Here is a 1,322-nt window from a genome sequence, read left to right as displayed (position 1 = left end):
GCGCAATGCTTGGCCTGATCGGGGAAGAGTAAGCCAAGAGCGAAGATCTGCTCGTTCAGAAATAATGCTGTAGATGTTCGCGACAAAAAGACCTAGCGCGCCGCCACTGTCTGCCGATTGTTTCTGTAGCTCATGTTTCGCGAAACCCCTCAGTACCTGACGTACGATGAGGCTAGGGAGCTGTTCTTTCAGATTTTTTACAGCGAGAGTTCCGTAGTCAGTCAGCGGGAATGTTTCGCCATAATCTACAAATTGGTCATCTCTTATCGATAGCGGAGTAGGGCGTGACCATGACTCTGTATTGGCGTAGAACGGAAACGCTACGCTAATGATTCCGCCATCGTAAAAATTAGGGATACTCAGAGCAAATTCAGTTCTTTCTGGAATAAAGCCTTGTTCATACAAAATAACGATAGAGCCTTCGTTGTCCTTGGGTGAATTGGTTTCGCCAGAACTTGATCCTCCGAGTTGGGCAGATACACGTCTAATATCTGCCTGAATAGACTGAGAGTTTGGCACGATCTCTAAAGCGAGCTTGTAATCAATTAATGCATTGTTGTACTCGCCAATGGCTTCCCAAAATGCGGCTGATGTGTAGTAGGTATACGGGCTCAAAAAGGAGCTTTTTACTGATCCCGCGATTTCATCTAACCCCGAGAACTTTTGGCTGATACTCGCGATATCTATGTTGTTTTGTTGGGCTTCTGAATGCGCTTTAGCAATCTCATCTTCATAGCGTTCGCTCAATACACGTTGTTCGAGCGCGACTTTACGAAACTCGACACTGGCACCCTCAATGTCATTTTGAGCCCAGTAATTTAGCGCTTGTTGATGATGAATGAATATCCTCTCATATCCAGCACCGCTGTATGGAATTGCGTTTTCATTTGTCAGTAAGGAGCCGCTCTTTGCGCCAACATCACTTAGTCGAACTGTAGCTTGTAAATCTTGTTTTTCGAAAGCGTTTATCACCTGATTCGCGTTATTTTTACTTCGCTCAAATTGCTCACTGAGCTGTGCAACGCGAGAGCTTTCCATCATGTAAAGCATGGCATCAGCGGTGTCTTTTTTACTCTCTAAGTTTTTGAGTACGGATTCTGATTCAGCGTTATTACCGAGCGCCGATTTCGCAGACTGTACTTGGCTTGGGTAGGGCGTGAACAAAGAGGTTGATGCGCAGCCAGTGAGCGCAATGAAAAAAATACTGACGAGCCAGATTTTCGCTCCAGTAAATGAAGGTGTCGAGGTGGTGTTGGCGCTTATATTCATGCCTACAAGCTTAGTTTAATAGAATAAAAAAAGAGAAGATTTAATCGATGATT

At 44.8% G+C, this 1,322-nt stretch carries 1 protein-coding gene; it reads right to left on the bottom strand.

The annotated features are described in order from the left end of the window. Positions 1–1,269, bottom strand: a 1,269-nt coding sequence (locus A3762_RS15160) for a COG3014 family protein (RefSeq protein ID WP_068756405.1), incomplete at its 3' end; no start/stop codon positions are given. Between the last annotated feature and the right edge of the window lie 53 nt (positions 1,270–1,322).

The sequence above is a fragment of the Oleiphilus sp. HI0125 genome (genome assembly GCF_001635355.1).
This window is presented reverse-complemented; position numbering and strand designations above follow the sequence as displayed.